This window comes from Paracoccus sp. pheM1 (assembly GCF_018499825.1).
GTDB classification, from domain to species: domain Bacteria; phylum Pseudomonadota; class Alphaproteobacteria; order Rhodobacterales; family Rhodobacteraceae; genus Paracoccus; species Paracoccus versutus.
Genome location: NZ_JAGXCX010000002.1, coordinates 1,573,356 through 1,598,430, shown reverse-complemented (window position 1 = coordinate 1,598,430; position 25,075 = coordinate 1,573,356). Strand labels below are relative to the sequence as shown.

Here is a 25,075-nt window from a genome sequence, read left to right as displayed (position 1 = left end):
CGGGGGCTGTCTGCCCCCGCACCCCCGAGGATATTTGGACACGAAAGAAAGGGTCTTCGGATGAAGGACCATGCGCCGCGCACGCCCCTGCGGGCCATCAACTGGAACCGGCTGGAGGACGAGAAGGACCTGGAGGTCTGGAACCGGCTGACGGTGAACTTCTGGCTGCCCGAGAAGGTGCCGCTGTCGAACGACGTGCAGAGCTGGGCCACGCTGCGCCCCGAGGAGCGCGAGCTGACCATCCGCGTCTTTACCGGGCTGACGCTTCTGGACACGATCCAGAACACCCTGGGCGCGCCGGCGATGATGCCCGATGCGATCACCCCGCATGAGGAGGCGGTGCTGTCCAACATCGCCTTCATGGAGGCGGTGCATGCGCGCAGCTATTCCTCGATCTTCTCGACGCTGTGCCTGACGCCCGAGGTGGATGCGGCCTTTCGCTGGGCCGAGGAGAACCCGCACCTGCAGCAGAAGGCCCGGCTGGTGCTGGAGGAATACAAGGCCGGCTCGGACCCGCTGAAGCGCAAGATCGCCAGCGTGTTCCTGGAGAGCTTCCTGTTCTATTCCGGCTTCTACCTGCCGATGTACTGGTCGAGCCGCGCCAAGCTGACCAATACCGCCGACCTGATCCGGCTGATCATCCGCGACGAGGCGGTGCATGGCTATTACATCGGCTACAAGTACCAGCGCGGGCTGGAGCGGCTGGGCGAGGCCGAGCGCGCGGCGCTGAAGGATTTCGCCTTCTCGCTGATCTTCGATCTCTACGACGTCGAGGCGAAATACACCGCCGAGCTTTACGACGGCATCGGCCTGACCGAGGACGTGAAGGCTTTCCTGCATTACAATGCCAACAAGGCGCTGCAGAACCTGGGCTACGAGGCACTGTTCCCGCCCCAGGCCTGCGAGGTCAACCCGGCGATCCTGGCCGCGCTGTCGCCCGACAGCGAGAACCACGATTTCTTCAGCGGCTCGGGGTCGAGCTACGTCATCGGCAAGGCGGTCGCGACCGAGGACGAGGACTGGGACTTCTAGGCACGCGGGTTGCGCGCCAGCCGCTGCGCGATGGCCGAGCAGACCAGCAGCTGCGTCATGTGATAGACCATCACCGGCAGCACGATCGCCCCCACCGCCGCGGCCGGGAAGATCGCCGTGGCGATAGGCAGCCCGCTGGCAAGGCTCTTGGTCGAGCCGCAGAAGAACAGCACCGCCCGGTCCTGGGGCGGCAGGCGGAACAGCCGCCCGGCGCCGAGCATGGCGCCCATGACCAGCGCCAGCAGCAGCGCCGTGACCAGGAAGCACAGCACCAGCCCCGGCAGCGGGATCGCCGACCAGATGCCCGCCACGGTGCCGGCGCCGAAGGCGGAATAGACGATGAGCAGGATCGAGCCGCGGTCCACCGCCATGGTCAGCAGCCGGTGGCGCTGGACGAAGCCGCCGATCCAGCGCCGCAGCAATTGCCCGGCGACGAAGGGCAAGAGGATCTGCACGGCGATCTTCTGGATGGCGTCGAGGCTGGCGCCGCCGCCGTCGTGGTGCAGCAGATGCGTGACCAGCAGCGGCGTCAGCACCACGCCCACCAGGTTCGACAACGAGGCCGCGCAGATCGCCGCCGGCACGTTGCCGCCCGCGATCGAGGTGAAGGCGATCGAGCTTTGCACCGTCGAGGGCAGCACGGCCAAAAACAGCAGCCCCAGCGTCAGCTCGGGGCCCAGGACGCCGCCGAACAGCGCGGCCAGCGCAATGCCCAGCACGGGAAACAGCGCATAGGTCGCGCCGAAGGTCAGGCCCTGGAGCCTGAGGTTCAAGAGCCCCGCCCGGACCGAAGCCGCATCGAGCTTGGCGCCGTAGAGGAAGAACAGCAGCGTCACCGCCCAGAAGGTCGCGCCGCGCAGGGCCTCGGCCGCCATGCCGCGGGCGGGCAGGAACACCCCCAGCAGCACCATGCCGACCAGCAGCAGCATGTAGGTGTCGATGCCGATCCGTTTCAATGCCTGCATGGTCTTCCCCGTCGCGCGCCAGCCCCCTGTCTGATATACATCGCCGCCGGGCACAAGCCGGGCCCGGCCGGGCGCCATGAGGCTTGCCCTGTTGGCGAAAAACGGTCACAGCAGGATCATGCCCGACCAAACCGTTCCGACCATGCGCCCCGCTTTTGCCCCCTGGCTGTCCCGCAGCAACGACGTGACCTCGGTCTTTCTGGCGGCGGGCCAGGTGCCCGGCCTGGTCAACCTTGCCGGCGGGCTGCCCGAGCCCTCGGTCTGGCCGGTCGCGGAACTGGCCGGACTGGCGGCCGAGGCGATCCGCAGCCACCCCGACGAGACGCTGGGCTATGGCCCGATCCCCGGCCTGCCGGCGCTGCGCGACCTGATCGCCGCGCGCTTCTCGACCGATGCGCTGCGGCTTTCGCGCGAAAACGTGCTGATCACCACCGGCGGCATGCAGGCGCTGGAGCTGATGGGCAAGGTGCTGTTGCAGCCCGGCGGGCTGGTCGCGGCACAGAGCCCGGCCTATCTGGGCGCGCTCGACGCCTGGATGCCGCATGCGCCGCGCTATCGCCCGATGCGGATCGAGGGCAACGATTTCGACCCCCATGCCGCGCTGGCGGGGGCTCAATTCGCCTATACGGTGCCGAATTTCTCGAATCCCAGCGGCCGGCTGGTGGCCCTGCCCGAGCGGCAGGCGCTGGTCGCCGCCGCCCATGCCACCGGCACCTGGCTGATCGAGGACGACCCTTACGGCGCGCTTTACTACGAAGGCGAGCCCCTGCCCCGACTGCTCGAACTGTCGGCGGGGGCGCAGCCCGGCCCCTATGACGGGCCGGTGGTCTACATGGGGTCGCTGTCCAAGGAGCTGGCGCCGGGGCTGCGCATCGGCTGGGTGATCGCCGCGCCCGAGATGATCGCGGCGCTGGCCACCGCCAAGCAGGGCTCGGACATGTGTTCCAGCGGCTTGTCGCAGATGCTGGCGCTGCGCGCGCTGCAGGCGGGGATCACCGACCGCATCCGCCCCGAGGTGCTGGCGATCTATCGCGCCCGGCGCGACGCGCTTTGCGCCGCCATGCAGGCGCATCTGGCGGGCGACCTGGACTGGCAGGTGCCGGTGGGCGGCATGTTCGTCTGGGCCACGGCGCGCGATCCGCGGCTGGACACCGACCGGCTGCTGCATCATGCGATGGCCGAGGGGGTCTGCATCTCGCCCTCCAGCGTCTTCGACCCCGAGGGGCTGGACCGCCGTTCGCTGCGGCTGAACTTTACCCTGAACCCGCCCGAGCGGCTGGAAGAGGGCTGCCGCCGCCTGGCCCGCGCCATCCGCGCCGCGCTGGCCGAGACGGGCTGAACCGGCCCGTCACACGGCCCGTCAGACCGCCCGTCAGACCGGCCAGACCAGCAGGATCAGCGGCACGCCGGTCAGCACCACCAGCGCCGACAGCGGCGCCCCCAGCCGGGCGTAGTCGCCAAAGCGATAGCCGCCCGGCCCCATCACCAGCGTGTTGCACTGATGCCCGATGGGGGTCAGGAAATCGCAGCCTGCGCCCACCGCCACCGCCATCAGGAAGGCATCGGGCCGATAGCCGAGCTGGTCGGCAAAGGTCGCCGCGATGGGGGCCATGACCAGCACGGTCGCGGCATTGTTCAGGAAGGGCGTGACCGCCATGGCCGTGACCAGGATCAGCGTCACCGCGCCCCAGACCGGCAGGCCCGTCGCCGCCTGCGACAGCCACGCGCCCAGCAGGTCGGTCACGCCGGTCTTTTGCAGCGCCTCGCTGACCGGGATCAGCGCGCCCAGCATGATCAGGATCGGCCATTCGATGGCCTCATAGGCTTCCTCGGCGCTGATCGCGCCGGTCAGGATCATCAGCACGGCGGCGGCGAAGAAGGCGACGGCGACAGGCACCAGCCCCGCCGCCGTCGCCGCCATGGCCACGGCCAGGATCAGCACCGGCAGCAATTGCTTGCGCACCCCGCCCAGCCGGATATGGCGCTCGGCCAGGGGCAGCAGGCCCAGCACGCGCATCCGCTCGGGCAACAGCTCGATCGGCCCCTGCACCAGCAGCACGTCGCCCGCCGCCAGCACCGTCCGGCTGAGCCGCTGCGTCATGCGATGCCCGGCGCGCGAAATGGCGATCAGGTTCACGCCATGCTGGTCGAACAGCGCGATCCGCCCCACCGTCTGGCCGACCAGAAGCGAGGCCGGCGCGATCACCGCCTCGATCACGCCGATCTTGTCGGCCGGCAGCCCTTCTTCGGCCGCCGCATCCTGCCGGGTCAGCTCCATGCCCAGCTTGGTCACGGCGCGTTCCAGCGCATTCGGCTCGCCGCGCAACAGCAGGGTGTCGCCCATCTCGATCACCGTGTCGGGCAGCGTCACCGCGCGGCGCGCGCCGCCGCGGATCAGCCCGGTCACGGCCACCTCGCCATCGACGGCGCTGAGATACTCGCCCACCGTCATGCCGACGATGCCGGCGCCCTCGGGGACGGTGGCCTCGGTGTGATAGTCGCTGATGTTCACCGCCTCGCTCAGCGAGGCCGTCGCACGGCGGTCGCGCGGCAGCAGCCGATGGGCGAAAAGCAGGAAGACCAGCCCCACCAGCGACAGGCCGAGGCCGACCGGCGCATAGTCGAACATGGTGAAGGGCTGGCCCGTCATCTGCTCGCGCACCCGCGAGACGATGATGTTGGGCGAAGTGCCAACCAGCGTGATCAGCCCGCCCAAGAGCGAGCCGAAGGCCATCGGCATCAGATAGGCCGAGGGCGAATGCCCCGAGCGCCGCGCCATCTTCAGCGCCGCCGGCATCAGCATGGCCAGCGCGCCGATGTTCTTGACCAGCGCCGACAGGCCCGTGACCGAGCCGACCAGCACCAGAAGCTGCCAGCGCAGGGTCCGCAACCGCCCCAGCATCCGGCGCATCACCGCCTCGATCACGCCCGAGCGCGAGATGCCGGCGCTGACCACCAGCGCGCTGCCGACGATGATGACGATGTCGTCGCTGAAGCCGCGGAACGCCTCCTCCGGCTTGACCGTGCCGGCCAGCAGCGAGGCCAGCAGCGCGATCATCGCCACCACGTCGTAGCGCAGCCGTCCCCAGACGAACAGCGCCATCATCGCGCAAAGGATCAGCACGGCCAGGATCTGCGGCATGGCCATCGCTTGACCTTCCCTTCCGTCGGATACCTGACCCAATGCCGCGGCCCGGCGGGCGGTTCCGCGGCCGCGTTCCCGGACAGGTTGTCGCGGCGGCCGGGCGCCGGGTGCATTGCCGCTTGACAGCCGGCGCCCGGCTGCGGCAATGCGGGGCCGCTACGGTTCCGGCGGGCTTGCGCGCCGGATGAAAAGGGAACACCGGTGCGCCCGCCGGCCGCGATGCGGCCAGGGCAAGGCCGGGGCTGCCCCCGCAACTGTAAGCGGTGAGCGACGGTCGAACGTGCCACTGGGATCTCCTGGGAAGGCCGGCCTGAGCAGCGATCCGCGAGCCAGGAGACCTGCCGTGGCGATCACCCATTTCCGGCGCGGGGCGCGTCTGGAAAGCGGCCGTTCCGCAGAGGTGACGATCGTCGTCTTGCGGTCGGGCCTGCCAGCCTTTCCGCAGGGCATTTCTGCAAATCGCGGGCCGCGGGCCCGTGCTGGAAAGGCTTTGGAATGTTCAGAACTCCGGTTTCCCTGCTGGCCGCCACCGCCGCCCTGCTGCCGGCGGCCGCCACCGGCCAGGAAGGCTATCGCCTGGACGAGGTGGTGATCTCGGGCGGGCTGACCGCCGTGGCCGAGGGCGGCTATGCCCGCGCCCATACCGTGCTGACCGCCGCCGAGATCGAGGCCAGGGGCATCGCCACCGTGCAGGACGCGCTGCGCGCCGTGCCGGGGGTTTCGGTCTCGGCCACCGGCTCGACCTTCACCCAGGTCCGCATCCGCGGCGGCGAGGGCAACCACACGCTGATCCTGCTCGACGGGATCGAAGCGACGGGCGGGGCCGACGAATACATCCTGTCCGGGCTCGAGACCGCCAATATCGAGCGCATCGAGGTGCTGCGCGGGCCGCAATCGGTCTATTACGGCTCGAACGCCTCGGCGGGCGTCATCAACATCATCACCCGCAAGGGGGAACCGGGGCTGCATTACGGCGGCTCGGTCGAGCTGGGCAACGGCGCCGCCGCCTCGGCCCATGTCAGCCAGCGCGGCGCGCAGGGCGGGATCGCGCTGACCCTCTCGGCGCGGGACGACCACGGCTATGACCAGTCGGGCGACGGCGGCGAAAAGGACGGGACCAACCGCAAGACCATCGGGCTTTCGGGCGACTGGCAGATCGGCGAGGATCTGCGCCTGGGCACCACCCTGCGCCGCGCGAAGGAGAAATACGATTACGATTCCACCAGCTGGTCCGCGACCAGCGCGCAGGAATATGTGGTGGACGACCCGCACAAATACAGCGAACGCGACGAGTTCCAGGGCGGGATCTGGGCCGAATATTCCATGCTGGGCGGCCGGCTGACGCATCGGCTGGACTATCAGGACACGATCTACAAGCAAAGCTCGGACGGCGGCCCGGTCACGCGCGGCGAGACGCGCAAGCTGAAATACCGCGGCAGCTTCGGCATCGACGGCACGGTGGCCGAGGCGTCGCACCTGCTGAACGTGCTGGCCGAGCGGCAAAGGGACGAAAGCTCCTCGGCCCCGGAAAACCGGCGCGAGATGACCTCGGTCGCGCTGGAATATCGCGGCTTTCTGGACAACGGGCTGGATGTCCAGGCCGGTGTCCGCCACGACGGCAACAAGGTGTTCGAGGACTTCACCAGCTGGAATCTGGGCCTGTCCTGGCACGTGCCGGACCGGCCCTTCCGCCTGCACGCCTCGGCCGGGACCGGGCTGGTCAACCCGTCCTATTTCGAGCTTTACGCCAATGCGGATTATGGCTCTTCGGTCTACCAGGGCAATCCGAACCTGAAGCCCGAAAAGAACCGCGGCTTCGACCTGGGCGTCGAGGCGCAACTTCCCAATGGCATGGGCGTGGTCGACGTCACCTATTTCAACGAAAAGCTGCGCGACGAGATCGAAAGCTATCTGGTCCGCACCGAGGGCGGCACCAGCTATTACAGCCATCGCAACCAGGCCGGCGAAAGCCCGCGCGAAGGGGTCGAGGTGACGGCCCGCATCAAGGCGACCGACAGCCTGGATGTCGCGCTGAACTACACCTATCTGGACGCCCGCAACCCGGACGGCTCGGTCGAGGTGCGCCGGCCCCGGCACGAACTGGGCCTGTCGGCGACGCTGGCCGTCCTGGAAGGGCGCGGCACCGTCACGGCCGACATCCGGCATGTCTCGGGCAATTGGGATACCCAATACTGGACCTATGATCCCGCTTCGCAAAGCTACGATGTCGGGGAAATACCCGCCCATACCGTGGTCAACCTCGCGGCGGGCTACGACCTGACCGAGAATCTCCGCGTGACCGGCCGCGTCGTGAACCTGTTCGACAAGGAGTATTCCGATGTCTGGGGCTATGCCTCGCAGGGCCGCACCCTTTACGCCGGCCTGACGGCGAAATGGTAAGGCGGCTCGGCCTTGTCGCCGGCCTTCTGGCCGGCCTGATCCTGCCGGGATTTTTCCAGCCCGCCGCGGCCGAGCCGCCGCGCCGGGTGCTGTCGATGAACCTCTGCACCGACCAGCTGGCGATGATGCTGGCGGCGCCGGGCCAGCTGGTCTCGGTTTCCTATCTGGCGCAGGATCCCAGCGCCTCGGCCATGGCGGCCGAGGCCGGCCGCCTGCCCGTCAACCATGGCCTGGCCGAGGAAATCTTCCTGATGCGGCCCGATCTGGTGCTGGCCGGGGCATGGTCCACGCCCGAGACCATCCGGCTGCTCGACCGCCTGAACATCCCGGTCGAGGTGTTCCCGATCGAGTCCGACATCGCCGGCATCCGCGCCAATATCCGCCGCATGGGCGCGGTGCTGGGCCGCGAGGCCCAGGCCCGCGCCATGCTCGCGCGCTTCGACGCCGACCTGGCGCGGCTTTCGGATGCGCAGGGCCCGCGGCCGCGCGCCGCGCTCTATGTCGCGAACGGCTACAGCTCGGGCTCGGACAGCCTGGCGGGCGAGATCGTGGCGCTGGCCGGCTTCGACAATGTCGCCGACGAACTCGGCCTGCCCTCGGGCGGGGTGCTGCCGCTGGAAACGCTGCTGCTTTCCGACCCCGACCTGCTGGTCGAGGGCCGCCGCTATGCCGGGCATGCCCGCGCGCAGGAGGTGCTGGACCACCCGGCGCTGAAGGCGCTGGCCCGCGGCAGGCCGGCCGAGGTCATGTCCGATCCCGATTGGGTCTGCGGCAATCCGCATATCCTGCGCGCCGTCTCGCAGCTGCGCGACGCGCGCCTTGCCTTGCAGGCCCGGCCATGACCGGGTCGCGCTATCCGCTGCTGATGGCCGGGCTTTCGGCGCTGGTCGTGGCCCTGTTCCTGGCCTCGCTGCTGACCGGCCCGGCGGGGATCGGGCCGGGCGAAAGCCTGGCCGCGCTGTTTCGCGGCGGCGACGACCTGCTGGCGCTGGTCATGCGCGAGCTGCGCCTGCCGCGCGCCATCCTGGGCCTGCTGGTGGGCGCGGCGCTGGGAATGGCGGGGGCGGTGCTGCAGGGCTTCCTGCGCAACCCGCTGGCCGAGCCGGGGCTGATCGGCACCAGCGCCTCGGCCGCGCTGGGAGCGGTGCTGGCGATCCAGACCGGGCTTTCCGCCGCCTTTCCCCTGGGCCTGCCGCTGGCGGCGCTGACGGGGGCCGCGCTGTCGGTGCTGCTGGTGCTGATGCTTGCCGGCCCGCGCGGCGGCACGCTGGCGCTGATCCTGGCCGGCATCGCCATCTCGGCGCTGGCGGGGGCCGCGACCTCGCTGGTGCTGAACCTGTCGCCCAACCCCTTTGCCATCAACGAGATCGTGTTCTGGATGATGGGCTCGCTGGCCGACCGCTCGATGCTGCATGTCTGGATCGCGGCGCCCTTCATGGGCTTGGGCTTCGTGCTGATCTGGCCCATGCGCCGCGCGCTGAATGCGCTGACGCTGGGCGAGGACGCGGCGGCATCGAGCGGCGTGCATCTGGGCCGGCTGCGGCTGATGCTGGTCGCGGGCATCGCCGCGCTGATCGGCGGCGCCACGGCGGTCGCCGGCACCGTGGGCTTCGTCGGCCTGGTGGTGCCGCATGTGCTGCGCCGCGCGGTCGGCGCCAGCCCGGCGCGGCTGGTCCCGGCGGCGGCGCTGGGGGGCGCGGCGGTGGTTCTGGCCGCCGACATCGCGGTGCGGCTGATCGCGCCGGGCCGCGACCTCAAGCTCGGGGTGCTGACGGCGCTGGTCGGTGCGCCCTTCTTCCTGCACCTGATCCTGAAAACCCGGCGCGAGGGGCTGTGACCATGCTCGAGCTTCGCGCCCTTTCGTTCCACCGCGGCGGCCAGGCGGTGCTGGACGGCATCGACCTCAGCATCGGCGCGGGCGAGTTCGTGGGCCTTCTGGGTCCGAACGGCGCCGGCAAGACCACGCTTCTACGCGCGGCGCTGGGGCTTTTGCCGGCACGGGGGCACAGCTCGCTGGCGCGGCTTTCGGCGCGCGAACGCGCCCGCGCCGCCGCCTACATGCCACAGGGCCGCGAGATCGCCTGGCCGATGCCGGTCGAGGCGCTGGTGGCGCTTGGCCGCATCGCCCATCCGCATTCCGCCGGCGCAACCGACCGCGCCGCCATCGAGCGCGCCATCGCCGCGCTGCACCTGGATCCCTTGCGCCACCGCCGCGCCACAGAACTGTCGGGGGGTGAACAGGCCCGCACCCTGATCGCCCGCGCCCTGGCCCAGGAAACCCCGCTTCTGATCGCGGACGAGCCCATCGCCGGGCTCGACCCGGCGGCGCAGATCGACGCGATGCGGCTGTTTCGCCGGCTGGCCGGACAGGGCCATGCGGTGCTGGCCTCGCTGCACGACCTGGGGCTGGCGGCGCGGCATTGCACGCGGCTGATCCTGCTGCACCAGGGCCGGATCGCCGCCGACGGCCCGCCTCAGGCGGTGCTGACCGCCGCGAACCTGGCCCGCGTCTTCGGCATCACCGCCCATCTGGCGCAAGGCCCCGGCGGCATCCTGTTCCAGCCGCTCGACACCATTGAGGGAGAAGACCGATGTCCGACATGCTGACCGCCCGGCTTGCCGCGGCGCTGACCGATACCGGCGCCGGCTGGTCCATGGGCTCCTTCGGGGCCATTGCCGAGTTCCACCATGTCGCGGGCGATCCGCCGCCCCAGCCCCTGGGCGAATGCGGCATCGTCACCGCCCGCGGCGGGCTGCGGCTGGACGCACTGGCCGAGGTGATCCCGGTGGCATGGGAGGCGCTGAGCCCGCGGCCGCATCGCTGGCAGCAGGGCGTCTCGCTCTGCCTGCCCCAGGGGCGGCTGGGCACGGCGCGGCGCCAGGTGCTGACCGAGCTTGGCCCCGACGCGGGCGCGCTGCGCGACCAGGATCACGGGGCGGTGCTGTTCGACCTGGGGCTGGACCAGCCGCAGGTCGATTTCTGCATCCGCAGCGACGATCCGGTGCTGGTCGCGCGGCTGCGGGCGGAATGCGGCCGCTCGGTCCTCGACCCCGAAAGCCGCGCCATGGCGGCGATCCTGCCCGCCCATCCGCATCGCGTGGCGCTGAGCCGCATCGGCCGGATCGAGGTCTACCAGAAGATCGGCGGGCCGGATACCGGCGGCGTCTCGCCCGTCGGGCCGCATACGCATATCCTGCCGCCGCTGCTGCGCGCCGGCCGCACCCATTCGGCGAATACGCCGATCCCGCCCGGACTGGTGCCGGTCGCGGGGCTGCACCCGGCCAGCCCAGTCATGGACAGCCTGGGCCAGGACCGCGATTTCGACGCCGCCGCCTTCGCCGGGTTCCAGGCCATGCTGGCCGATTGGGGCGATGCCGAGCGTCATGCGCTGAAAGCGCGGGTCTGGGCGGCGCTGGCGGCGGGCGAGCCGCCCTCGGCCCTGGCCGAGCCGGCCGACCGCCATGCCCGCGCCGCGCTGCGCATCGCCCTGCGCCAGGCCGAGCGGCGGGACGGGCCCTCGGCCCTGCTGTCGCAATGGCGCGCGGCGTTCGACCGCGAGGCGGCTCCGGCGGATGAGGACGCGCCGGGTCATTGACCGCGGCGCGAACCGATCAGCCGGCCACCTCCATCGTCGCCCTGACGGCGGTTTTCCACCTTGCGTATCGGGCCTCGCGCTCGGGCGCGGGCATGGCGGGGGCGAAGCGGCGCTCCAGCGACCAGGCGCGGGCGAATTCCTCGGGCGGCGGGCACAGGCCCGCCTGCAACCCCGCCAGGTAGCCCGCGCCAAGCGCCGTCGTCTCGGTCACCGCCGGACGGTCCACCGGCGCCCCCAGGATGTCCGAGAGAAACTGCATCGTCCAGCCGCTCGACGCCATGCCGCCGTCCACCCGCAACACCCCGCCCGCATCCGGCCAGTCCGCCCGCATCGCCTCCAGAAGGTCGCGGGTCTGGAAACCCACGCTCTCCAGCGCCGCACGCGCCAGTTCCGCCGGGCCCGAGTTCCGCGTCAGCCCGAAGACCGCGCCCCGGCACTCCGGCCGCCAATAGGGCGCCCCGAGCCCGGTGAAGGCCGGCACCAGCACCAGGTCCTGGCCGGGATCGGCCGCCTCGGCCAGCGCCTGCGTCTCGGACGCGTGCCGGATCAGCCCCAGGCCGTCGCGCAGCCATTGCACCACCGCCCCGGCGATGAAGATCGAGCCCTCCAGCGCATAGGTCGTCCGGCCCCCCAGCCGATAGGCGATGGTCGTCAGCAGGCGGTTGCTCGAGGCCACCCGGTCCGCGCCGGTGTTCAGCAGCGCAAAGCAGCCGGTGCCATAGGTCGATTTCATCATGCCGGGCGAAAAGCAGGCCTGGCCCACCGTCGCCGCCTGCTGGTCGCCGGCCACGCCCAGGATCGGGATCTCGCGCCCGAACAGGTCGGCCCGCGTGGCGCCGTAATCGGCGGCGCAGTCCCTGACCTCGGGCAGAAGCTGCATCGGGATGTCGAAAAGCGCGCAGATATCCTCGTCCCAGCGGTTCTCGGCGATGTTGAAAAGCAGCGTGCGCGCGGCGTTGGTGGCGTCGGTGGCATGCACCCGGCCGCCGGTCAGGTTCCAGATCAGCCAGCTGTCGACGGTGCCGAAGGCCAGCTCGCCGCGCCGGGCGCGGGCGCGGGCGCCGTCGACATGGTCGAGCAGCCATTGCAGCTTGGAGCCCGAGAAATACGGGTCGAGCAGCAGGCCGGTGCGGGCGGCGACCATCGGCTCGTGCCCCTCGGCCCTGAGCCGGGCGCAGAGGTCGGCGGTGCGGCGGTCCTGCCAGACGATGGCGCGGTGCAGCGGCTGGCCGGTCCTGCGGTCCCAGAGCAGCGTGGTCTCGCGCTGGTTGGTGATGCCGATGCCGGCGATGTCGCGGGCAGGGATCCCGGCCTTCTCGACCGCCGCCCGCGCCACGCCGGCCACCGTCACCCAAAGGTCCGAGGGGTCGTGCTCGACCCAGCCCGAGGCCGGGTAGTGCTGCGGGAATTCGTGCTGCGCCGAGGCGATCGGCCGCAAACCAGCGTCGAAGACCATCGCCCGAGACGACGTCGTCCCCTGGTCGATCGAAAGAAGATGGGGCATCGGCGGCCTCCGGCCTGTCCTGGTCGCTGGCGGTTCGGCGGAAAGGGGCGAGGCCCAAGGGCCCCGCCCCCGCAAGGCATCACTGCCAGGACTTGATCAGCTCGTCATAGGAGATCGTCTCGCCCTGCGGCTTTTCGTTCTCCAGCGGGCCGACGGGCGAGCCCTCGGCGGCCAGCCATTCCTGCGGATCCTTTTCCTCGTTCATCCTGGGCCCCAGGTCGCCCTGCACGCCGGCGCGCTCCAGCCGCTCCAGCACCCGCTCCTGCTCGGCGCAAAGCGCGTCCAGCGCCTCCTGCGGGGTCTTGGCGCCGGAAAGCGCGTCGCCGATGTTCTGCCACCAGAGCTGCGCGAGCTTGGGATAATCCGGGATGTTGGTCCCGGTCGGCGACCATTGCACGCGGGCGGGCGAGCGATAGAACTCGACCAGGCCGCCCAGCTGCGGCGCGCGTTCGGTGAAGGACTGGTCCTGGATGGTCGATTCGCGGATGAAGGTCAGCCCGACATGGGATTTCTTCACGTCCACGGTCTTCGAGGTCACGAATTGCGCATAGAGCCAGGCGGCCTGCGCGCGATCCACCGGCGTCGATTTCATCAGCGTCCAGGAGCCCACGTCCTGATAGCCGATCTTGGTGCCCTCGGACCAATAGGCGCCGTGCGGGCTGGGGGCCATGCGCCATTTCGGCGTCCCGTCCTCGTTCATGACCGGGGTGCCGGGCTTGACCATATCGGCGGTGAAGGCGGTATACCAGAACATCTGCTGGGCGATGTCGCCGCGCGCCGGGACCGGCCCCGCCTCGCCGAAGGTCATGCCCATGGCCTCGGGCGGGGTGTATTTCTGCAGCCAGTCGATGGCCTTGGTCACGGCATAGACCGCCGCGGCATCGTTGGTCGCGCCGCCCCGCGCCACGCAGGAACCGACGGGGCGGCTGTTCTCGTCGACGCGGATGCCCCATTCGTCCACCGGCAGCCCGTTCGGCTCGCCCTTGTCGCCCATGCCGGCCATGGACATCCAGGCATCGGTATAGCGCCAGCCCAGGCTGGGATCCTTCTTGCCATAGTCCATGTTGCCCCAGGCCTTCGCCGGGCCGCCCTCGACATAGGACATGTCGCGGCCGGTGAAGAATTCGGCGATGTCCTCATAGGCCGACCAGTTCACCGGCACGCCCAGGTCGTAGCCGTATTTCGCCTTGAAATCCTCTTGCGTCTTCTGGTCGTTGAACCAGTCGTAGCGGAACCAGTAGAGGTTGGCGAATTGCTGGTCGGGCAGCTGATACAGCTCGCCGTCCGGGGCGGTGGTGAACTTCAGCCCGATGAAATCGTCGAGGTCCAGCGTCGGGCTGGTGAAGTCCTTGCCCTCCTCGGCCATCCACTTGGTCAGGCTGCGCGCCTGCTGATAGCGCCAATGCGTGCCGATCAGGTCGCTGTCGTTGACATAGGCGTCATAGATGTTCTCGCCGGTCTGCATCTGGGTCTGCAGCTTCTCGACCACGTCGCCCTCGCCGATCAGGTCGTGCGTGACCTTGATCCCGGTGATGGCGGTGAAGGCGGGCGCCAGCACCTTGGCCTCGTATTCATGCGTGGTGATGGTTTCCGAGACCACCTTGATCTCCATCCCCGCCAGCGGCTGCGCGGCGTCGATGAACCATTGCATCTCCTTTTCCTGGTCCTCGCGCGAAAGCGAGGACAGATCGCCGATCTCGGCGTCGAGGAATGTCTTCGCCGCCTCCATGTCCGCCCAGGCGGGCGCGCCCATGACCACAAGCGCAAGCGCCATGGCCGTGGTCCTTTGCATCGGTCTCATGTTTTCCTCCCTGATGAGACACCGTTTCCCGATCCCCGTCAGACCCAGCGAAACACCGCCGCGGCATGGACGAGGCAGAGCGCGAGCCCCCACCACAGCGGGGGGCCTGCGAAGAACAGCCAGCCCAGGCAGATGAAGGCCGAGCCGAGAAGCGAGATGAACAGCCGGTCGCCGCGCGTCGTCTCGATGCGCAGGATGCCGCGGCGCGGGGTTTCCGGGAAGCGGATGGCCAGGATGGTGAACAGCACCAGCAGGCCCGCGATCACCCAGAAGAACAGCGCCACCGGAAAGGTCCAGGCCATCCAGCCGCCGGGAACCATCGGCGCGGTCCAGTCCCTGGCCCCGTCCTTGACCGGCGTGGCCCAGACCAGCAGGGCCAGGACGGCGCCCATGAGCAGGGCGGCCAGGGCATAGATCGCCGGCCAGGCGATGCGCTTGTGCGTCGGGATGGCGGCGTCGGACATCAGACCCTCCCCAAGGCAAAGCCCTTGGCGATGTAGTTGCGCACGAACCAGATCACCAAGGCGCCGGGGATGATGGTCAGCACCCCCGCCGCCGCCAGCACGCCCCAGTCCATGCCGCTGGCGGAAACCGTGCGCGTCATCGTCGCCGCGATGGGCTTGGCGTTCACCGAGGTCAGCGTGCGGGACAAGAGCAGCTCGACCCAGCTGAACATGAAGCAGAAGAAGGCGGCGACCCCGATGCCGCTGGCGATCAGCGGCATGAAGATCCTGACGAAGAAGCGCGGGAAACTGTAGCCGTCGATATAGGCGGTCTCGTCGATCTCCTTGGGGACGCCGCGCATGAAGCCTTCCAGGATCCAGACCGCCAGCGGCACGTTGAACAGGCAATGCGCCAGCGCCACGGCGATATGCGTGTCGAAAAGCCCGACCGAGGAGTAGAGCTGGAAGAAGGGCAGCGCAAAGACCGCCGGCGGCGACATGCGGTTGGTCAGCAGCCAGAAGAACAGGTGCTTGTCGCCCATGAAGCTGTAGCGGCTGAAGGCATAGGCGGCCGGCAGCGCCACGGCGACGGAAATCACCGTGTTCATCACCACGTAGATGATCGAGTTCACATAGCCCATGTACCAGCTGGGATCGGTCAGGATCACCCGATAGTTCCGCAGGGTCAGGTTGTGCGGATAAAGGCTGAAGGTGCCGGTGATCTCGGCATTGGTCTTGAGGCTCATGTTCACCAGCCAGTAGATCGGCACCAGCAGGAACAGCAGGTAGATCAGCATCACCAGGGCCGAGGGCTTCAGGCGCATCACATGCCCTCCGGGATGTCGGCCTGGCTGCGGTCGATATTGGTCATGACGGTGTAGAACACCCAGCTGACCAGCAGGATCACCAGGAAATACATGATCGAGAAGGCGGCGGCGGGGCCGAGGTCGAACTGCCCGACCGCCATCTTGACCAGGTCGATGGACAGGAAGGTGGTCGAGTTGCCGGGACCGCCGCCGGTGACGACGAAGGGCTCGGTATAGATCATGAAGCTGTCCATGAAGCGCAGAAGCACGGCGATCAGCAGCACGCCCTTCATCTTGGGCAGCTCGATATGGCGGAACACCGCCCAGCGGCTGGCCTGGTCGATCTTGGCGGCCTGGTAATAGGCCCGCGGGATGGATTGCAGCCCGGCATAGCAAAGCAGCGCGACCAGGCTGGTCCAGTGCCAGACATCCATCACGATCACGGTGATCCAGGCGTCCAGCGGGTCGTTGGTATAGTTGTAGTCGAGCCCCAGCGCCTTGAGCCCGCGGCCCAGAAGCCCGATGTCGGTGCGGCCGAAGATCTGCCAGATGGTGCCGACGACGTTGAAGGGGATCAGCAGCGGCAGCGCCATCAGCACCAGCACCAGGCTGGACCAGAAGCCCTTTTTCGGCATGTTCAGCGCCACGAAGATGCCCAGCGGCACCTCGATCGCCAGGATGATGGCGGAAAACAGCGCCTGCCGCCCCAGCGCCCCGTGCAGGCGGCGCGAATGCACCATCTCGTCGAACCATTCGAGACCCGCCCAGAAGAAGGCGTTGTTGCCGAACGTGTCGTTCACCGAATAGTTCACCACCGTCATCAGCGGGATCACCGCCGAGAAGGCGACGACGACCAGCACCGGCAGGACCAGGAACCAGGCCTTGTTGTTCTGGGTCTTTTCCATCAGCCGCCCCCCTGTTCCAACGGCGCGACGCGCCAGTCGTCGGCATAGACGTTGATCTTGCCCGGCGCGAAGGCGACCTGCGGCAGGCCGCCGACCGCCATCCCCTCGGGCATGACCACGTTCAGCGGCCGGCCCGCGACCTCGCCGCGCACCAGCCGGTGGCGGCCCAGATCCTCGATCCGGCGGATGGCCAGCGGCAGCCCGCCGCTGGCGACCAGCCTGGCATGTTCGGGGCGGATGCCGATCTGCACCCGGCCGGCGACCGGGGGATAATGCGCCCCCAGCGCCACCACCTCGCCGCCGGGCAGCAGGGCTTGGTCGCCCCGCAGCTCCTCGGCATCGAGGAAGTTCATGCCGGGCGAGCCGATGAAATAGCCCACGAAGCTGTGGGCGGGCTTTTCGAACAGCTCCTCGGGCGTGCCCATCTGCACCACGCGGCCCTCGTGCATGACCACGACCTGCTGGGCAAAGGTCAGCGCCTCGGTCTGGTCGTGGGTGACGTAGATCATGGTATGGCCGAACTGGCGGTGCAGCTCCTTGAGCTGGGTGCGCAGCTCCCATTTCATCTGCGGGTCGATGACGGTCAGCGGCTCGTCGAAGAGGATCGCGTTCACGTCCTCGCGCACCATGCCGCGGCCAAGGCTGATCTTCTGCTTGGCATCGGCGGTCAGCCCCTGCGCCTTGCGGTTCAGCCATGCCTCCATGCCGATCATGCGCGCGATCCGGTCCACCCGCGCCTTGACATAGGCGGCGTCCTTGCCGCGGTTCCTCAGCGGGAAGGCCAGGTTGTCGCGCACGGTCATGGTGTCGTAGACCACCGGGAACTGGAACACCTGGGCGATGTTGCGCTCGGCCGTGGGGGCCGCAGTCACGTCGCGGTCGCCGAACAGCACCCGGCCCTGGCTGGGGGTCAGAAGCCCCGAGATGATGTTCAGAAGCGTGGTCTTGCCGCAGCCCGAGGCGCCCAGCAGCGCATAGGCGCCGCCGTCCTGCCAGACATGGTCCATCCGTTTCAGGGCGAAATCCGCATCGGACCGCGGATGGGGCAGGTAGCTGTGGGCCAGGTTCTGCAGGGTGATCCGCGCCATGTCAGGCCGCCTTCGCATAGGCGGCCGGGGCGGCAAGCCGCCCGGACGCGTCGAACAGGTAGACATGCGCCGGGTCCAGCCAGACCGAAAGCGGCTGGCCGGGGGCCAGCAGATGCACGCCCTCGACCAGCCCGACCCAGCGGTCGGCGCCATGCTCGACATGGACGAAGGTTTCCGAGCCGGTGATCTCGGTCCCGGCCAGCGTGCAGGCGAACGCCACCGCCGCCGGGCCGTGCCGGGCCAGCGACAGGTGGTTGGCGCGGAACCCGGCCAGATAGGCGCCATCCGGCAAGTCGGCGAAACTGCCCGCTGCCAGCACGCTGTCGCCGAAGGTGACGGCATCGCCCTGCTTGCGGGCGGCGACGAAATTCATCGGCGGGTCGCTGAACACCCGCGCCGTGGTCGCATCCATCGGCTGGCGATAGACCGTCGGCGTCGGGCCGAACTGCGTCACCCGGCCCTGCCACAGCGTCGCGGTATGGCCGCCCAGCAGCAGCGCCTCCTCGGGCTCGGTGGTGGCATAGACGAAGATCGCACCGGAAGCCTCGAAGATGCGCGGGATCTCGACCCGCAGCTCTTCGCGCAGCTTGTAGTCGAGGTTCGCCAAGGGCTCGTCCAGCAGCACCAGCCCGGCGCCCTTGACCAGCGCGCGGGCCAGGGCGCAGCGTTGCTGCTGGCCGCCCGAAAGCTCCAGCGGCTTGCGCGCCAGCATCGGCGTCAGGTGCAGCATCTCGGCGGTCTCGCGCACCTTGCGGTCGATCTCGTCCCGCGGCCGGCGCAGGATGCGCAGGGGCGAGGCGATGTTTTCATAGACCGAGAGGCCGGGATAGTTGATGAACTGCTGGTAGACCATGGCAATGCCGCGGTCCTGCACCCGCTGGCCGGTCACGTCCCGCCCGTCCCAGAGGATGCGGCCGGTCGTCGGCTGGTCCAGCCCCGCCATCAGCCGCATCAGGCTGGTCTTGCCGGAAAGCGTCGGGCCCAGCAGCACGTTCATGCTGCCCCTTTGCAGGGTCAGGCTGGTGGGGTGGACATGCACCCTGCCCCCGACCGACCGCGATACGCCCTGCAGTTCCAGCAAAGCCTTACCCTCCCCTATTCCGCCGCCGAATGGGCGGCATGGTGCCTGTCCACGAAGGCCGCCAGCTCGCGGCGCTGCGCATCGGTCATGTGCAGGCCCAGCTTGGTGCGGCGCCACAGGATGTCCTCGGCGGTGGCGGCGAATTCATGGCGTATCAGCCAGATCACCTCGGCCTCGGTCAGCCCGGCGCCGAAATCGCGCCCCAGCGCCGCCATGCTGCCGGCGCCGTCGAGCAGCAGGAACGCCTCGGTGCCATAGGTGCGCACCAGCCGGCGCGACAGGCGCGGCGACAGGAACGGGTGGCGCGCCTGCAGCTGGGCCAGCAGATCCTCGACCCCGTCCACCGGGAAGTCGCCGCCCGGCAGCGGCACCCGCGCGGTCCAGTCCCCGCCCGCCTGCGGAAAGTAGGGCGCAAGCCTGGCCAGCGCGCCCTCGGCCAGCCGGCGGTAGGTGGTGATCTTGCCGCCGAAGACGTTGAGCAGCGGCGCCCCGCCCGCCTCGCCGTCCTGCAGGCTGAGGACATAGTCCCGCGTCGCCGCCGTGGCCGATTTCGCGCCGTCGTCGTAAAGCGGCCGCACCCCGGAATAGGTCCAGACCACCTGATCGGGCGTCACCGGCCGGGCGAAATAGCGGCTGGCGAAGGCGCAGAGGTAATCGCGCTCTTCCTCGGTGCAGCGCGCCTCGCCGGGGGGGCCGCGATGGTCCATGTCGGTGGTGCCGATCAGGGTGAAATCCTCCTCGAAGGGGATCGCGAAGATGATCCGCCCGTCCGTGCCCTGGAAGAAATAGCAGCGGTCGTGGTCGTAAAGCCGCGGCACGACGATGTGGCTGCCGCGCACCAGCCGCACCCCCTCGGCCGAGGGGATATGCGCGACGTTGCGGATCACGTCCTCGACCCATGGCCCGCCGGCATTGACCAGCGCGCGGGCGTGGTGGATGCGCGTGCCCCCCGCCCCCTCGGTGGTGATGCGCCACAGCCCGTCCGCGCGCTCGGCATGGGTGACGCGGGTGCGGGTCAGGATGGTGGCGCCGCGGGCCTGCGCGTCGCGGGCGTTCAGCACCACCAGCCGCGCATCCTGCACCCAGCAGTCGGAATATTCCCAGCCCCGCCGAAAGCCCGGCTTCAGCGGCTTGCCCAGCGGGTCGCGGGACAGGTCCAGCCGCCTGGTCCCCGGCAGGATCCTGCGGCCGCCCAGATTGTCGTAAAGGAACAGCCCCAGCCGGATCAGCCAGGCCGGGCGGCGGCCGCGCAGCCAGGGCATCGCCAGCGACAGGATGCGCGAGGTCGGCGTGTCGGCCTCGAAGCGCATGTCGGGCGACCAGGGCAACACGAAACGCATCGGCCAGGAGATATGCGGCATCGCGGCCAGCAGCGTCTCGCGTTCCTCCAGCGCCTCGCGCACCAGCCGGAACTCGAAGAACTCCAGGTAGCGCAGCCCGCCATGGAACAGCTTGGTCGAGGCCGATGAGGTCGCCTGCGCCAGGTCGCCCATCTCGGCCAGCGTGACCGCAAGCCCGCGCCCCGCCGCATCCCGCGCGATGCCGCAGCCGTTGATTCCCCCGCCGATGATGAAAAGGTCGGCCTGGGGCCGCACTGGTGCCGACACGCCGATCCCTCCCCGTCGCTGCGCGTCCGTCGATAGCCGAAAGGTGTAACGGCTTCGTGACCCCGGTCAAGCGAAAATTTTCGTTTATGATCGCTTCTGGAAAAAACGAATGAACATGCGCGGCATTGCAGCATGATTCGCGGGAAAACAGTGCAGATGCAGCAATGATCGCGAGCTGCGACGCGCGGTTTTTCTTGCGCCGCAAGAACGGCGAGCCGCCGTCAAGGCCAAAATCGAACTGAAACGAACATTCGGAAGCGCCGAGGGCGCGGCAACCGCAGGTAGAAAGGCATTTCCACGCCGCCGCGCAGCCATCCGCGACTGCCCGCCGTTGCCGCAATGCAGCAATTTCGCCGTCCATGCGGCAAAGGGACGCCGTTTCCGCCGCGCCGGGCTTGGTCTCGGCGGGAAAATCTGGCAAGGACGGCGCATCCTAAGAACAAGGGCCATCCAGATGAACAGCCAATCCGTCATACATACCGGGGGTCAGGTGGCCACGCTGACCCATCTTCAAAGGCTTGAAGCCGAAAGCATCCAGATCATGCGCGAGGTCGTGGCGGCGGCCGACAACCCGGTGATGCTCTATTCGGTCGGCAAGGATTCGGCCTGCATGCTGCATCTGGCGAAGAAGGCGTTCTACCCGGCCCCGCCGCCCTTTCCGCTGCTGCATGTCGACACCACCTGGAAATTCCGCGCCATGTACGAGCTGCGCGACCGCGCCGCGGCGCAGGCGGGCATGGAGCTGATCGTCCACCACAACCCCGAGGCGATGGAAAAGGGCATCAACCCCTTCGACCACGGCAGCCTGCATACGGACATGTGGAAGACCGACGGGCTGAAGCAGGCGCTGACCAAGTTCAATTTCGACGTGGCCTTCGGCGGCGCGCGCCGCGACGAGGAAAAGTCGCGCGCCAAGGAACGGGTGTTCTCGTTCCGCTCGGCCAACCACCGCTGGGATCCCAAGAACCAGCGCCCCGAGCTGTGGAAGCTATACAACACCCGCAAGGGCAAGGGCGAATCGATCCGGGTCTTCCCGCTGTCGAACTGGACCGAGCTGGACATCTGGCAGTATATCCACCTGGAAAACATCGACATCGTGCCGCTGTATTTCTCGGACCTGCGGCCGGTGGTGGAACGCGACGGCCTGCTCATCATGGTCGACGACGACCGCTTCCGCCTGCGCGAGGGCGAGCAGCCGATGATGAAATCCGTGCGCTTCCGCACGCTGGGCTGCTATCCGCTGACCGGCGCGGTGGAATCGAACGCCAAGACCCTGCCCGAGGTCATCCAGGAAATGCTGCTGACCACCACGTCCGAGCGGCAGGGCCGCGCCATCGACCACGACCAGTCGGCCTCGATGGAGAAGAAGAAGCAAGAGGGGTATTTCTGAGATGAACCACGAGATGAAAAGCCCCGTCTATGTCACGGACACGCTGATCTCCCAGGATATCGACGCCTATCTGCTGAAGCACCAGCACAAGACCATGCTGCGCTTCATCACCTGCGGCTCGGTCGACGACGGCAAGTCCACGCTGATCGGCCGGCTGCTCTATGACAGCAAGATGATCTTCGAGGACCAGCTGGCGAGCCTGGAAAGCGATTCCAAGGTCGTGGGCACCCAGGGCGGCGAGATCGACTTCGCCCTGCTGGTCGACGGCCTGGCGGCGGAACGCGAACAGGGCATCACCATCGACGTGGCCTATCGCTTCTTTGCCACCGACAAGCGCAAGTTCATCGTCGCCGACACGCCCGGCCACGAGCAATATACCCGCAACATGGTCACCGGCGCCTCGACCGCCGACCTTGCCGTGATCCTGATCGACGCGCGCCAGGGCGTGCTGACCCAGACCCGGCGGCACAGCTACCTGGTGAACCTGCTGGGCATCCAGAACGTGGTGCTGGCGGTGAACAAGATGGACCTGGTCGATTACTCGGCCGAGCGGTTCTACGACATCGTCGCGGATTATTCGCATTTCGCCAAGCAGATCGGCATGGACAGCTTCCTGCCGATCCCGATCTCGGGGCTCAAGGGCGACAATATCGTCGAGAAAAGCCCGAACATGCATTGGTACCAGGGCCCGACGCTGCTGGGCCACCTGGAAGAGGCGCCGGTCAGCGACACCCGCATGCTGGACCAGCCCTTCCGCATGGCGGTGCAATGGGTGAACCGGCCGAACCTGGACTTCCGCGGCTTTTCCGGCCAGATCGGCGCGGGCATGGTGCGGCCGGGCGACGCCATCCGGGTGCTGCCCTCGGGCAAGACCACCACGGTCAAGTCGATCGTCACCTATGACGGCGACCTGGACCTGGCCGTCGCCGGCCAGTCGGTGACGCTGACCTTCGCCGACGAGATCGACTGCTCGCGCGGCGATATGATCGTGCAATCCGACCAGCCCTGCGAGGTCGCCGACCAGTTCGAGGCGACGGTGGTCTGGATGGCCGAGCAGGAGATGCTGCCGGGCCGCCCCTACCTGCTGAAGATCGGCACCCAGACCGTCACCGCGACCGTGACCGAGCCCAAGTATGAGGTCAACGTCAACACGCTGGAGCATCTGGCCAGCAAGACGCTGGGGCTGAACGCGATCGGGGTGGTCAATATCTCGACCGACCGGCCGATCCCGTTCGAGGCCTATGCCCAGAACCCCGACCTGGGCGGCTTCATCCTGATCGACCGCATGACCAATGCCACCGTGGCGGCGGGCATGATCCATTTCGCGCTGCGCCGGTCGCAGAACATCCACTGGCAGGCGCTGGACGTGAACCGCGATGCCCATGCGGCGCTGAAGAACCAGAAGCCCGCCGTGGTCTGGTTCACCGGCCTGTCGGGCTCGGGCAAGTCCACCATCGCCAATATCGTCGAGAAGAAGCTGCATGCCCTGGGCAAGCACACCTTCCTGCTGGACGGCGACAACATCCGCCACGGGCTGAACCGCGACCTGGGCTTTACCGATGCCGACCGGGTGGAAAACATCCGCCGCGTGGGCGAGGTGGCGCGGCTGATGACCGATGCCGGGTTGATCGTGCTGACCGCCTTCATCTCGCCCTTCCGCTCGGAACGGCAGATGGTGCGCGACCTGATGGCGCCGGGCGAGTTCGTCGAGGTCTTCGTCGACACGCCGCTGGAGGTGGCCGAGGCGCGCGACGTCAAGGGCCTGTACAAAAAGGCGCGGTCGGGCCAGCTGAAGAACTTCACCGGCATCGACAGCCCCTATGAGCAGCCGCAGAACGCCGAGCTGACCGTGAACACGGTCGAGCTGACGCCCGAGGACGCGGCCGAGCGCATCGTGCAATACGTGCTGCGCGAGATGAGCTGACGCCCCGCCCCTTCGCGGATGAGACAAAAGAACGGCGGCCGGGTTGCGGCCGCCGTTCGCATGTCGGGGTCGGGCTTTTCCTAGCGGCGGCGCTAGGCCCTGTCCGCCAGCGCCCGCGGCCTTGGCCCGCTGGTGGCCCAGTCGAGCAGTTCGGCCGTATGGACGACCGGCACCCCGGTGCCCGAGCCGATCTGCATCATGCAGCCGATATTGCCGGCGCTGATGACCTGCGGGGTCAGCGCCTCCAGCGTCTCGACCTTGCGGCGCTTCAGCTCGGCCGAGATCGCCGGCTGCATCAGGTTGTAGGTGCCGGCCGAGCCGCAGCAGATATGCGCGTCCCTGGGCTCCAGCACGGTAAAGCCGGCAGCGGCCAGCAATTCCTTGGGCGCGCTGCGGATCTGCTGGCCGTGCTGCAACGAACAGGCGGCGTGATAGCCGACGCGCAGCGGCTCGGCATGGCCGGGCTCGCGCAAGCCCAGCTCGGCCATGACCTCGGTGATGTCCTTGGCCAAGCCGGCCACCTGCGCGGCATCCGCGGCCAGCGGATCATGCGCGAACATGTGCCCGTAGTCCTTGACCGTGGTGCCGCAGCCCGAGGTGTTGATGACCACCGCGTCCAGCCCCTCGCCCGCGACCTCGGCCATCAGCGCGCGGATATTGGCGGCGGCCATGGCGTGGCTTTCGTCGGTCTTGCCCATGTGATGGGTCAGCGCGCCGCAGCAGCCCAGGCCGCGCGGGATCACCACCTCGCAGCCATGCCGGCGCAGAAGGCGGATGGTCGCGTCGTTGATGTCGGTGTTCAGCGCCCTTTGCGCGCAGCCGACCAGCAGCGCCACCCGCTTGCGGCGCGGCCCCTCGGCGGCAAAGACCTGCGGGCGGTCGTTCAGGCTGGGCGGCGGGATGTCGCGCGGCGCCATGTCCAGCATCGCCCGCAGCCGTGCGTCCGGCACCAGCCGGCGAAAGGGCCGCGCGATCTTCGCGCCCATCAGCGCCAGTCGGAAGCGCCCCGGATAGGGCAGGATGCGCGCCAAGAGCCAGCGCAGCGCCCGCTCGCCCAGGGGGCGGCGATAAGTCTTTTCGATATATTCGCGGGCGTGATCGACCAGGTGCATGTAATGCACGCCCGAGGGGCAGGTGGTCATGCAGGAAAGGCAGCTGAGGCAGCGGTCGATGTGGCCGACGGTCTTGGCATCGGGGATCTTGCCGTTCTCCAGCATGTCCTTGATCAGGTAGATGCGGCCGCGCGGGCTGTCCAGCTCGTCGCCCAGCACCTTGTAGGTCGGGCAGGTCGCGGTGCAGAAGCCGCAATGGACGCAGCTGCGCAGGATCTCGTTGGCGCGGGCCGTGCCGGGGTCGGCCAGTTGCTCGGCGGTGAAATTGGTCTGCAT

The 25,075-nt window shown here is 68.7% G+C and carries 20 protein-coding genes and 1 riboswitch; of the genes, 9 read left to right on the top strand and 11 right to left on the bottom strand.

Annotated features, from left to right (window positions below; translation table 11 throughout):
• The first annotated feature begins 60 nt into the window (after nucleotides 1–60).
• Nucleotides 61–1,032: a class 1b ribonucleoside-diphosphate reductase subunit beta gene (gene nrdF, locus KF941_RS21875; protein ID WP_036759269.1), complete on the top strand. Its 972-nt coding sequence runs from the start codon at nucleotides 61–63 to the stop codon at nucleotides 1,030–1,032.
• Here nrdF and KF941_RS21870 read toward each other — a convergent pair.
• Nucleotides 1,029–1,997, bottom strand: coding sequence for a bile acid:sodium symporter family protein (locus KF941_RS21870; RefSeq protein ID WP_214274507.1), 969 nt, complete (start codon nucleotides 1,995–1,997; stop codon nucleotides 1,029–1,031). The genes nrdF and KF941_RS21870 overlap by 4 nt on opposite strands.
• Nucleotides 1,998–2,115: 118 nt before the next feature.
• Between KF941_RS21870 and KF941_RS21865 the strand changes: the two genes are divergently transcribed.
• Nucleotides 2,116–3,336, top strand: a complete 1,221-nt coding sequence (locus KF941_RS21865; RefSeq protein WP_240540511.1) for a PLP-dependent aminotransferase family protein — start codon at nucleotides 2,116–2,118, stop codon at nucleotides 3,334–3,336.
• 33 nt (nucleotides 3,337–3,369) lie between these two features.
• Here the strand turns inward: KF941_RS21865 and KF941_RS21860 are convergent, their stop codons facing one another.
• Nucleotides 3,370–5,145, bottom strand: a complete 1,776-nt coding sequence (locus tag KF941_RS21860; protein ID WP_072463769.1) for an SLC13 family permease — start codon at nucleotides 5,143–5,145, stop codon at nucleotides 3,370–3,372.
• 139 nt (nucleotides 5,146–5,284) lie between these two features.
• A riboswitch (cobalamin riboswitch) is annotated at nucleotides 5,285–5,503 on the top strand.
• A 134-nt stretch (nucleotides 5,504–5,637) separates the two neighbouring features.
• On the opposite strand from KF941_RS21860, the gene KF941_RS21855 reads away from it, so the two are divergent.
• Genes KF941_RS21855 through KF941_RS21835 form a run of 5 tightly spaced genes read left to right on the top strand, consistent with a single transcriptional unit; the run spans nucleotide 5,638 to nucleotide 11,138 of the window.
• A complete protein-coding gene (locus tag KF941_RS21855) occupies nucleotides 5,638–7,542 on the top strand; it encodes a TonB-dependent receptor (protein WP_214274505.1) in 1,905 nt (634 codons plus the stop codon).
• Nucleotides 7,536–8,384 (top strand): ABC transporter substrate-binding protein, encoded by an 849-nt coding sequence (locus tag KF941_RS21850; protein WP_214274504.1) that lies wholly within the window; start codon nucleotides 7,536–7,538, stop codon nucleotides 8,382–8,384. The genes KF941_RS21855 and KF941_RS21850 overlap by 7 nt, the downstream gene beginning before the upstream one ends.
• Nucleotides 8,381–9,379 (top strand): iron ABC transporter permease, encoded by a 999-nt coding sequence (locus KF941_RS21845; RefSeq protein WP_214274503.1) that lies wholly within the window; start codon nucleotides 8,381–8,383, stop codon nucleotides 9,377–9,379. The genes KF941_RS21850 and KF941_RS21845 overlap by 4 nt, the downstream gene beginning before the upstream one ends.
• Before the next feature lie 2 nt (nucleotides 9,380–9,381).
• Complete coding sequence (locus KF941_RS21840; RefSeq protein ID WP_214274502.1) at nucleotides 9,382–10,149, top strand: ABC transporter ATP-binding protein; 768 nt, start codon at nucleotides 9,382–9,384, stop codon at nucleotides 10,147–10,149.
• Nucleotides 10,134–11,138, top strand: coding sequence for a hypothetical protein (locus KF941_RS21835; protein ID WP_214274501.1), 1,005 nt, complete (start codon nucleotides 10,134–10,136; stop codon nucleotides 11,136–11,138). The genes KF941_RS21840 and KF941_RS21835 overlap by 16 nt, the downstream gene beginning before the upstream one ends.
• Nucleotides 11,139–11,154: 16 nt before the next feature.
• Here the strand turns inward: KF941_RS21835 and glpK are convergent, their stop codons facing one another.
• The 8 genes from glpK to glpD all read right to left on the bottom strand — a co-directional run bounded on the left by glpK (nucleotide 11,155) and on the right by glpD (nucleotide 20,373).
• Entirely contained in the window at nucleotides 11,155–12,642 is a 1,488-nt protein-coding gene (gene glpK / locus KF941_RS21830; protein ID WP_214274500.1) for a glycerol kinase GlpK, read from the bottom strand.
• A 79-nt stretch (nucleotides 12,643–12,721) separates the two neighbouring features.
• Nucleotides 12,722–14,443 (bottom strand): ABC transporter substrate-binding protein, encoded by a 1,722-nt coding sequence (locus KF941_RS21825; RefSeq protein ID WP_214274499.1) that lies wholly within the window; start codon nucleotides 14,441–14,443, stop codon nucleotides 12,722–12,724.
• 38 nt (nucleotides 14,444–14,481) lie between these two features.
• Nucleotides 14,482–14,907, bottom strand: a complete 426-nt coding sequence (locus KF941_RS21820; RefSeq protein WP_166435384.1) for a DUF2160 domain-containing protein — start codon at nucleotides 14,905–14,907, stop codon at nucleotides 14,482–14,484.
• Nucleotides 14,907–15,710, bottom strand: coding sequence for a carbohydrate ABC transporter permease (locus KF941_RS21815; protein ID WP_036753280.1), 804 nt, complete (start codon nucleotides 15,708–15,710; stop codon nucleotides 14,907–14,909). Before KF941_RS21815 ends, KF941_RS21820 begins: the two co-directional genes overlap by 1 nt.
• Nucleotides 15,710–16,597, bottom strand: coding sequence for a sugar ABC transporter permease (locus tag KF941_RS21810; protein WP_214274498.1), 888 nt, complete (start codon nucleotides 16,595–16,597; stop codon nucleotides 15,710–15,712). The genes KF941_RS21815 and KF941_RS21810 overlap by 1 nt, the downstream gene beginning before the upstream one ends.
• Nucleotides 16,597–17,685, bottom strand: a complete 1,089-nt coding sequence (locus KF941_RS21805; protein ID WP_214274497.1) for an ABC transporter ATP-binding protein — start codon at nucleotides 17,683–17,685, stop codon at nucleotides 16,597–16,599. Before KF941_RS21805 ends, KF941_RS21810 begins: the two co-directional genes overlap by 1 nt.
• Nucleotide 17,686: 1 nt before the next feature.
• On the bottom strand, nucleotides 17,687–18,766 hold the full coding sequence (locus KF941_RS21800) for an ABC transporter ATP-binding protein (RefSeq protein ID WP_214274496.1): 1,080 nt from the start codon (nucleotides 18,764–18,766) through the stop codon (nucleotides 17,687–17,689).
• A 14-nt stretch (nucleotides 18,767–18,780) separates the two neighbouring features.
• Nucleotides 18,781–20,373 (bottom strand): glycerol-3-phosphate dehydrogenase, encoded by a 1,593-nt coding sequence (gene glpD / locus KF941_RS21795; protein WP_214274495.1) that lies wholly within the window; start codon nucleotides 20,371–20,373, stop codon nucleotides 18,781–18,783.
• 454 nt (nucleotides 20,374–20,827) lie between these two features.
• On the opposite strand from glpD, the gene cysD reads away from it, so the two are divergent.
• Together cysD and cysN are read left to right on the top strand one after the other, a co-directional pair.
• Nucleotides 20,828–21,763 (top strand): sulfate adenylyltransferase subunit CysD, encoded by a 936-nt coding sequence (gene cysD / locus KF941_RS21790; RefSeq protein WP_214274494.1) that lies wholly within the window; start codon nucleotides 20,828–20,830, stop codon nucleotides 21,761–21,763.
• Between the two features lies 1 nt (nucleotide 21,764).
• A complete protein-coding gene (cysN, locus tag KF941_RS21785; RefSeq protein ID WP_072462218.1) occupies nucleotides 21,765–23,687 on the top strand; it encodes a sulfate adenylyltransferase subunit CysN in 1,923 nt (640 codons plus the stop codon).
• A 92-nt stretch (nucleotides 23,688–23,779) separates the two neighbouring features.
• On the opposite strand, the gene glcF is transcribed toward cysN, so the two are convergent.
• Complete coding sequence (gene glcF / locus KF941_RS21780) at nucleotides 23,780–25,075, bottom strand: glycolate oxidase subunit GlcF (protein ID WP_214274493.1); 1,296 nt, start codon at nucleotides 25,073–25,075, stop codon at nucleotides 23,780–23,782.